General features: G+C 52.4%; 7 protein-coding genes. 5 read left to right on the top strand and 2 right to left on the bottom strand.

Annotated features, from left to right (window positions below; translation table 11 throughout):
* Positions 1 to 190: 190 nt before the first annotated feature.
* Positions 191 to 1,168 (top strand): helix-turn-helix transcriptional regulator, encoded by a 978-nt coding sequence (locus NGM62_RS21140; RefSeq protein ID WP_262250307.1) that lies wholly within the window; start codon positions 191 to 193, stop codon positions 1,166 to 1,168.
* Positions 1,169 to 1,616: 448 nt separating this feature from the next.
* Here the strand turns inward: NGM62_RS21140 and NGM62_RS21135 are convergent, their stop codons facing one another.
* Together NGM62_RS21135 and NGM62_RS21130 are read right to left on the bottom strand one after the other, a co-directional pair.
* On the bottom strand, positions 1,617 to 1,760 hold the full coding sequence (locus tag NGM62_RS21135; protein WP_262250306.1) for a hypothetical protein: 144 nt from the start codon (positions 1,758 to 1,760) through the stop codon (positions 1,617 to 1,619).
* 138 nt (positions 1,761 to 1,898) lie between these two features.
* Positions 1,899 to 2,243 carry a hypothetical protein gene (locus NGM62_RS21130; protein WP_262250305.1) on the bottom strand — a complete coding sequence of 115 codons (345 nt, stop codon included), beginning with the start codon at positions 2,241 to 2,243 and terminating at the stop codon, positions 1,899 to 1,901.
* A gap of 276 nt (positions 2,244 to 2,519) precedes the next feature.
* On the opposite strand from NGM62_RS21130, the gene NGM62_RS21125 reads away from it, so the two are divergent.
* The 4 genes from NGM62_RS21125 to NGM62_RS21110 all read left to right on the top strand — a co-directional run bounded on the left by NGM62_RS21125 (position 2,520) and on the right by NGM62_RS21110 (position 7,790).
* The gene (locus tag NGM62_RS21125; protein WP_262250304.1) at positions 2,520 to 3,134 is read left to right on the top strand and encodes a fibronectin type III domain-containing protein; all 615 of its coding nucleotides are present in this window, start codon (positions 2,520 to 2,522) and stop codon (positions 3,132 to 3,134) included.
* A gap of 436 nt (positions 3,135 to 3,570) precedes the next feature.
* A complete protein-coding gene (locus NGM62_RS21120) occupies positions 3,571 to 4,110 on the top strand; it encodes an RNA polymerase sigma factor (RefSeq protein WP_262250303.1) in 540 nt (179 codons plus the stop codon).
* Positions 4,111 to 4,187: 77 nt separating this feature from the next.
* Complete coding sequence (locus NGM62_RS21115; RefSeq protein ID WP_262250302.1) at positions 4,188 to 5,345, top strand: FecR family protein; 1,158 nt, start codon at positions 4,188 to 4,190, stop codon at positions 5,343 to 5,345.
* A gap of 153 nt (positions 5,346 to 5,498) precedes the next feature.
* Complete coding sequence (locus NGM62_RS21110; RefSeq protein WP_262250301.1) at positions 5,499 to 7,790, top strand: SusC/RagA family TonB-linked outer membrane protein; 2,292 nt, start codon at positions 5,499 to 5,501, stop codon at positions 7,788 to 7,790.
* Positions 7,791 to 7,808 lie beyond the last annotated feature (18 nt).

Genomic DNA, 7,808 nt, shown 5'->3' with positions numbered 1-7,808 from the left:
ATTTTTATCCGCTTGTGTGTAATCGAAGGATTTAATGTACATTTGACAGCATGAAAAGATACGATCATTTCGGCCAACGCCCGGTGGCGAATATTATTTATGTGGCGGATTGAAGGGTGGTTCCGGTTATACGTTTTGCGGTACCAATCGGGCAATCTGGTGGATCTGCTAAATTACAACGTCAAGCCAAATGTATCCTACACTGACCTTCAGCTACAGTAACCCCATGCGGAAAGACGTGGCTTTCTTCGCCGATCCGCCCGACGGACTCGTGGCGCCCTTGTTGCCTGCTGTTGGCTATCGCAACCGAACCACCTGCTTCATCCACGAATCGCAACCGAGCTTCGGGCTCTCATTCGGCTTTTTGCAACTCACCTGTAACCGCCCGACATGGGGGCGCTGGCGTGCCTCACACGATTGTATTGTTATCGGCTATTCCCGTGCAGGGAATCTCCAAATGGCTATACGGGGGTACGGCGACGCCATCGGTCCCCACCCACAGGATCTGGCCGGATGCCCCGTGCCGGGTGGCCTTCACCGGCTTTTTGCTAACGCCGGCGTGCACCAATGCTATTATGTGGCTTGCTCGCACGGCCTCCTGGATACCCTTGTCGAAGATTCTCCTGCCTTGGCTAAACTCAAAAATATACCGGACGACTGGAAAATCCACCCGTGGCAATACTACCGCGCGGCGGAAGAAGACTTCCGCATATTGGAGGGCATCCGCACCTGCGACCGCCAGGGGATGGGCCGGCACCGGTTTGTGCAGCAACAGTTTGTACGGCTTATGCGACGGTATGCCGAGCGCATTGAACAGTATGGCGATGACCCCGGCAAACAGGCCGAAACGCAGTTTCACCGGGCAGCTGACTACATCGACAAAAACTTCCGCAACCCGAACCTTAGCTACACCCTTATCGCCGACGCGGTGAACCTATCGGTGGATGGCTTAAAGAAGGTATTCCAGCGCCGTAGCTTCAAGGCCATACCCTACATCAATCTCCGCCGTTTGGACGAAGCTGCCCGCCTGCTCCGTACCACGGATACCCCTATCCGCGACATTGCCTACGGGGTGGGCTTTGCCGATGCGAGCCATTTTTCGACACTTTTCCGTGAAAAATTTTCACGAACACCAAGTGAATATCGCAAAGCGCTGAAAAACAAATAAGTATATTTATTTGTTCCTGATGCCACCTTACTGATACACGGTAAATGTACTGTGTATTTCTCTTTTTCCGGTGCATAATACCGGAAAAGGGTATAGACTGGGCGCGGGCAAATTTTATACCGTACCCCATCTTCCTAACGCCGCCTTCCTTTTCGTAGTAATTTGTTCTTATATAACGCAATGCAGTATGCAAAGAGAAGAAAATATAAACATGGAAAGGGTAAGAATTAGTAGCATGGATATTCGTCCGGAACGTGTTTGGTTTAGGCCAATCCATGTAGGGTTTAGGCAAATCCATGTAGGGGTTGCGCGTTCCGTACTCCGGTTTGTGCGAATCCATGTAGGGTTTAGGCCAATCCATGTAGGGGTTGCGCGTTCCTAACTCCTATGTGTGCGAATCCATGTAGGGTTTAGGCCAATCCATGTAGGGGTTGCGCGTTCCTAACTCCTATGTGTGCGAATCCATGTAGGGTTTAGGCCAATCCATGTAGGGGTTGCGCGTTCCGTACTCCGGTTTGTGCGAATCCATGTAGGGTTTAGGCCAATCCATGTAGGGGTTGCGCGTTCCGTACTCCGATTTGTGCGAATCCATGTAGGGTTTAGGTCAATCCATGTAGGGGTTGCGCGTTCCGTACTCCGGTTTGTGCGAATCCATGTAGGGTTTAGGTCAACCCATGTAGGGGTTGCGTGTTCCGTACTCCGGTTTGTGCGAATCCATGTAGGGTTTAGGTCAATCCATGTAGGGGTTGCGCGTTCCGTACTCCGATTTGTGCGAATCCATGTAGGGGTTGCGCGTTCCGTACTCCGATTTGTGCGAATCCATGTAGGGGTTGCGCGTTCCGTACTCCGATTTGTGCGAATCCATGTAGGGGTTGCGCGTTCCGTACTCCGATTTGTGCGAATCCATGTAGGGGTTGCGCGTTCCGTACTCCGATTTGTGCGAATCCATGTAGGGGTTGCGCGTTCCGTACTCCGATTTGTGCGAATCCATGTAGGGGTTGCGCGTTCCGTACTCCGATTTGTGCGAATCCATGTAGGGGTTGCGCGTACCGTACTCCGGTTTGTGCGACTCCATGTAGGGTTTAGGTCAATCCATGTAGGGGTTGTGCGTTCCGTACTCCGGTTTGTGCCAATCCACGTAGGGTTTAGGTCAATCCATGTAGGGGTTGCGCGTTCCGTACTCCGGTTTGGACCAATCCATGTAGGGTTTAGGCCAATCCATGTAGGGGTTGGACGAATCCGTATAGAGATTACGGAGGCCGTTGCGCCACGGGGCCCGCCGTGCGCACCTCACCACTTGCAGACCTGGGCCGACATAAACTCAATTTTTAACATTAAAATTTTAACGATCATGTCAAAGACAATATACAATTTCAAAAATTATTCAGACACGCAATTAGATACGGAGGCTGAAAATGTATTTACCAAGATGAGTGGGAACGCCAGTTTCCCAACGCCCACACCGGAACTTACGGTGCTGGAAACCCATTTGGAGGAGTACCGTACCGCGCTGGCTGATGCTGCGCTGGGCGACCGCCACAAGGTGGAGGTGAAAAACCAAAAGCGCGAGCAGTTGGAGCTCACGTTGCGGGGTTTGGCCCTCTATGTTGAGCAGGTTGCCGCCGGCGACAGGGCCATCATCCTGAGCGCGGGCTTCGGCATTCGGAAACCTGCAGGGGGCGCTGGCAACATGCCGGACGTTGCCGACTTCCGCGTGAAGTATGACACGCCGGGTTCGGGTATGGCCCATTTGAGCGTGAAGTACCAGCGCAATGCCCGCCTGTACCGGTTTGAGCACCGGTTGGTGGGTGCGGAAGAATGGACTACCACCATCGCCAGCCAATCGCGCGTAACGCTGGAAGGGCTCGAAAGCTACCGGCAGTACGAGTTCCGTGCGGCTTACGTGGGTAGCGGTGTCAATCCGGCGCCACGGTTCAGTGAGATACTAACCACCATTATCCTTTAGCGGGAGGGGGTACCCTGCGGAGTGCCCAGAATACGTGCCGGGCTGTTTCCTTGATAGGAGACAGCCCGTTTTTTTGTTGTATTGGCGGCGTGAAGGTTGGCCGGATAGCTGGTGGGCAACATTAATAAAGTTCGATGGCGAACTCCGTATCTCGCGCGTACCTCGCTATCCGGTAACGGAGATGTCTTAATTAAGCGATATCCCTTTTTTGAAATAGCTGTCGGCTGCGTTCCGCCAGGGCGGTAGCGAATGTCATTTACGTAGTTGATTGAACTCGTCCATGTTAATCTGACTGAATAACTTGTTAATTGAAGTTAATGAAGCGTGTAATACGCTTGTTACTTTTGTGTACCAGATGCGGATAGCCAATTATCGTACCGGCACGGAGCAAGGGTGTTGGTGCGACAAGCTGCACAACAATCGAAGGATAGGCAGTATGAAAGAAAACCAACGAATGCTGACACCGGAAGAACTCTTTACCCGCTACTATGCACGGTTGTGCGAGTTTGCTTGCCGCATCGTTTCCTGCGAAGAAACGGCGGAAGACTTGGTGCAGGATGTGTTTGTATCGCTGCTCGAAAAGAACCAGCTGGGCCGGGTGTCGCCCGGATCGGAACACCATTACCTCTATGGCATGGTTAAACATGCGGCGCTGAACAGTGTGCGGCGGCACAACTTGGGCACACGTATTTTCAAAACGTATACGCCGGCCGAAACCGAAGAGCGCGATATCACCCACCACATGATGCAAGCAGAGGTTTTGGGCGAGCTGCACGCCGCGCTCCACTCGCTACCGAAGGGCTGTGCCGAGATCTGCAAATTAGCGTACCTTGATGGGAAGAAGAACCATGAAATCGCCACTGCCCTCGGCGTAAGCATCAATACCATAAAAAGCCAAAAGCAGCGGGCTATAAACCTCCTGCGGCGCAAAATAAGCCCGCAGGCGCTTACACTGCTTCTTTTCCTCTTGTATTAAAAAATATTAAATTTTTTCCACCCCTTTTCCATTTTCGTGTTCCTTATGGATAGTTATAGACGAAAACAACAAAGGCAATGGACAACCAACAGCGTGAGCTGACAAAGCTGATCAAAGGCCATGTGGAAGGCACACTCACCGAAGCAGAGCAACAGCGCCTCGCGGAACTGGTACGGCAGGATACGCAAGCACGCAAACTGCTGGAAGCGTTCGAAGACAATGAGGTGCTTACCGCCAAGCTGGCGCGGTTGGATGGTTTCAGGCAACGTGCGGATTGGGAGACCATCCTGTCGCGCTACCGCCGCAAGCGGGTTGGGCGCTGGGCCACGGGCCTCGGAGTAGCTGCGACCCTGACCATATTCCTGCTGGCGGGGTGGTGGCTAGTGAATACGCCCACGGAATCCGGCGTGGTCGCAGATGCCAGATATGGCCATAAAAACGATGTGCTGCCGGGTGGGCAGAAAGCTGTGTTAACGCTGGCCGATGGGAGTACCATGGCACTCGGGGACGCACCCCTGCACCAACAGCTGACCGATGGTGTTGCACTGGATATTGGAGAAGGGGCCATTACCTACAAAAATACTGAAAAGCAAGCCGACGCACTCGTATACCACCAGTTGGACGTGCCCGTGGGCGGGGTTTATGAACTGACGCTGGCGGATGGCACGCGCGTGTGGGTCAACTCAAACGCCACGCTCCGCTTTCCGGTTACATTTGCGGCTCACGAGCGGCGGGTAAGCGTGGTGGGTGAGGCTTTTTTTGAGGTGGCGAAAGATAAGGAGCGACCTTTCATCGTGCAGTCGAAAGGCCTCGAAATCGTGGCGGTAGGCACGGCTTTCAACGTAAACAGTCATCGCAAAGATGGCTCGGTGAAAGCCATCCTTACGGAAGGGAAGATCCGTGTAAGCAACGGGCAGCAAACCCAAGAGCTACTGCCGGGTACGGGCGTGGTAGCTACTGCCGCCGGACGCATGGATGTGGCTCCGGTGGATATTGAAGAGGCCCTGGCGTGGAAAGAAGGATATTTCTATTTCAACCGGAAGACCATGGGTGATATTTTGGATGAATTGGTGCGATGGTATGGAATCGAAGTGACGGTAAAGAGAGCGCTGCCTGACAAACAGTTTGTGGGCGGTATCAAGCGCAGCGAAACCTTGGCACCCGTATGTGCGCTGCTAGCCGAAATGAGTGGAAGGAAATTTGCCATTGATGGAAAGAAGTTGATCGTTTACTAAGCATTAAAAGAAAGGAGGTTTATAGATAAGTAATTGTATGAAAACTTGCCAAGCAAAAAAAATCCGAAGGTATGCGACTACCTCCGGAAACGAATAAGGTATTGCTTGGTGCGCTATTCGAAACCAATAGAATAACCCTATCATTTCAAATTTATGAATAATTTATTTATTACCCTAGTTACCATGAAATTGGTGTTGTTTTTCACGGTATTTTTTTCGCTAGGCCTACAGGCCAAATCGTCTGGGCAAACGGTAACGTTGCACGTAAAAAGCCGACCGATCAAAACGGTATTGGACGACCTGACCAAACAAACGAAATACCGCTTTATCTATGAACACGGGCTTCTTAAAGAGGCATGGCGGGTAACCCTCGAAGCCAAAGACCTTTCGCTAGAAGAAGCGATGGAGCAAATCACGGAAGGGCTGCCGTTGGCATACAGCATGCATGACGGCGTAGTCCTGATAAAAAAAGCCGCGCCGGAAAAAGCGACAGGTGCCGCTCCGATGATAGCTGTACAGCAGTATGCGGAAGGTTGGGTCGTGGATGAACGGGGCGACCCGCTGGCGGGGGTGTCCATCAAGGTGGAGGGTACAGGACGGGAAGCGGCCACCGACGACGACGGCGCATTCCGCGTGCAGGCTACGGTGGGTAGCCGGCTTACGTTCTCTTACCTTGGCTATCAAACGGTGCAACGTACAGTGACCGCCAATCAGATGCGGATCGTTATGGAACCTGCCGTGGGCGAAGACTTGGACGAGGTGGTGGTGGTGGTGGTGGGCTATGGGGCCGTAAAGCGGTCGGACCTGACGGGTTCTATCGCATCGGTCTCTGCCGATAAACTTACCCAAGTCAACGCGGTGTCTACCGTGGCGCAAGGCTTGCAGGGGCACGCTGCGGGCGTGCAGGTTACGCAGGCATCCGGACAACCAGGCGAGTTTATGCGAATCAAGATTAGGGGAACTAACTCCCTCGGAGCGAGCAACGAACCGTTGTATGTGGTGGATGGCATGCCATTGGATGCGCTGACTTCGCAGCTTAACCCGAATGATGTGGAAAGTGTCAGCGTATTGAAGGATGCTTCCTCTACTGCGATTTACGGCTCACGGGGAGCAAACGGCGTTATCATGATCACCACCAAGAAGGGGAGAACAGGCGAACCGACCATCGCTTACAGCGGATATGCCGGTGCACAGAACCTGCGGAAAAAAATCGATCTGATCAATGCGTCGGAGTTTGCGCAATTGCAGAATGAAGTGGCTGCAAACGATGGAGAATCGTTGCCGTGGACACCACAGGAAATCGATGCACTTGGCAAGGGTACCGATTGGCAGGACCTCGTTTACCGCACGGCTATGGTGCAAAGCCACGACGTATCGCTGTCAGGCGGTAGTGACAAAACGAAATATTACAGCTCCTTCGGGTATTTCAACCAGGATGGGATTATCCGGAACTCGGGGTTCGACCGCTATTCCTTCCGGGTTAACCTGGATCAGAAGTTAAGTGAACGGTTACAGTTCAATAGCAGTTTTTCGGTACAACATTCGGTATACGAAAGAGCCCAGTATCAAAGTGCCGACGGCAGTGGGGGGATTCCTTTTACCACGATGGTCATGCCACCCACCGATGGCGTGTATAATGAAAATGGAACCTATACGCGCGTCACGGGCGTACCGTGGGGTGAAACGAATCCCGTTGGCCTATCCAGGAACTGGCACAATCCATCCCATAGCCTGCGGTTACTGGGCAACGTGCAGTTATCCTACCAGCTAACGGCGGGGTTGAAAGTAAACGTGAGTGCCGGCCTGGATCAATCGAACAACAAGTCAGATACCTACTACCCTGGCAATATTACACTGGGGCAGGGTACTGACGCTGATGGACAGCCTGTTTTCGGACGGGCAGCCCGGACGTATGGAAGCAGCTTTTCATTCCTCAATGAGAATACGCTCGAATACAATAACCAGTTCGGTGACCACTCCCTGAACGTGCTGGCCGGAATGACTTATCAGGATAGCCGGTCGGATGGGTTGAACAGCGGCACAGCACTTGGCTTTTTGAGCGATATCTATGAAACGTACAATATCCAGTCGGCTGCCACAAAGGCTTTGCCTTCGTCATCTTTTAGCGACAACAAACTGATATCGTACCTGGGGCGGGCCAATTACCATTATGCCAATAAATACTACGTTACCCTTACGGCAAGGTACGATGGCTCGTCGCGGTTCGGTGCCAACAATAAATTTGCATTTTTCCCTTCAGGTGCATTGGCCTGGGCGGTTTCCGAAGAGGACTTCCTGAAAGATAACCCCACCGTGTCTAACCTGAAATTGCGCGCAAGCTATGGGTTGTCGGGGAATCAGGCCATAGCAAGTTACCAAACCCTCGCCAACCTCGCTAGTGTGGATGTTGCTTTTAATAGGTTCTATGACGATTTGTATGGCTAAATTAGCTGATCAACCAAA

This window comes from Parapedobacter soli (assembly GCF_025460835.1).
Taxonomy (GTDB): domain Bacteria; phylum Bacteroidota; class Bacteroidia; order Sphingobacteriales; family Sphingobacteriaceae; genus Parapedobacter; species Parapedobacter soli.
This window is presented reverse-complemented; position numbering and strand designations above follow the sequence as displayed.

Excerpts from the sequence above, each read along its gene's own strand:
- NGM62_RS21110 (WP_262250301.1), top strand. The coding sequence starts at position 5,499 with ATGAATAATTTATTTATTACCCTAGTTACCATGAAATTGGTGTTGTTT.
- NGM62_RS21115 (WP_262250302.1), top strand. The coding sequence starts at position 4,188 with ATGGACAACCAACAGCGTGAGCTGACAAAGCTGATCAAAGGCCATGTG.
- NGM62_RS21125 (WP_262250304.1), top strand. The coding sequence starts at position 2,520 with ATGTCAAAGACAATATACAATTTCAAAAATTATTCAGACACGCAATTA.
- NGM62_RS21120 (WP_262250303.1), top strand. The coding sequence starts at position 3,571 with ATGAAAGAAAACCAACGAATGCTGACACCGGAAGAACTCTTTACCCGC.
- NGM62_RS21130 (WP_262250305.1), bottom strand. The coding sequence starts at position 2,243 with ATGGAGTCGCACAAACCGGAGTACGGTACGCGCAACCCCTACATGGAT.
- NGM62_RS21140 (WP_262250307.1), top strand. The coding sequence starts at position 191 with ATGTATCCTACACTGACCTTCAGCTACAGTAACCCCATGCGGAAAGAC.
- NGM62_RS21135 (WP_262250306.1), bottom strand. The coding sequence starts at position 1,760 with ATGGATTCGCACAAATCGGAGTACGGAACGCGCAACCCCTACATGGAT.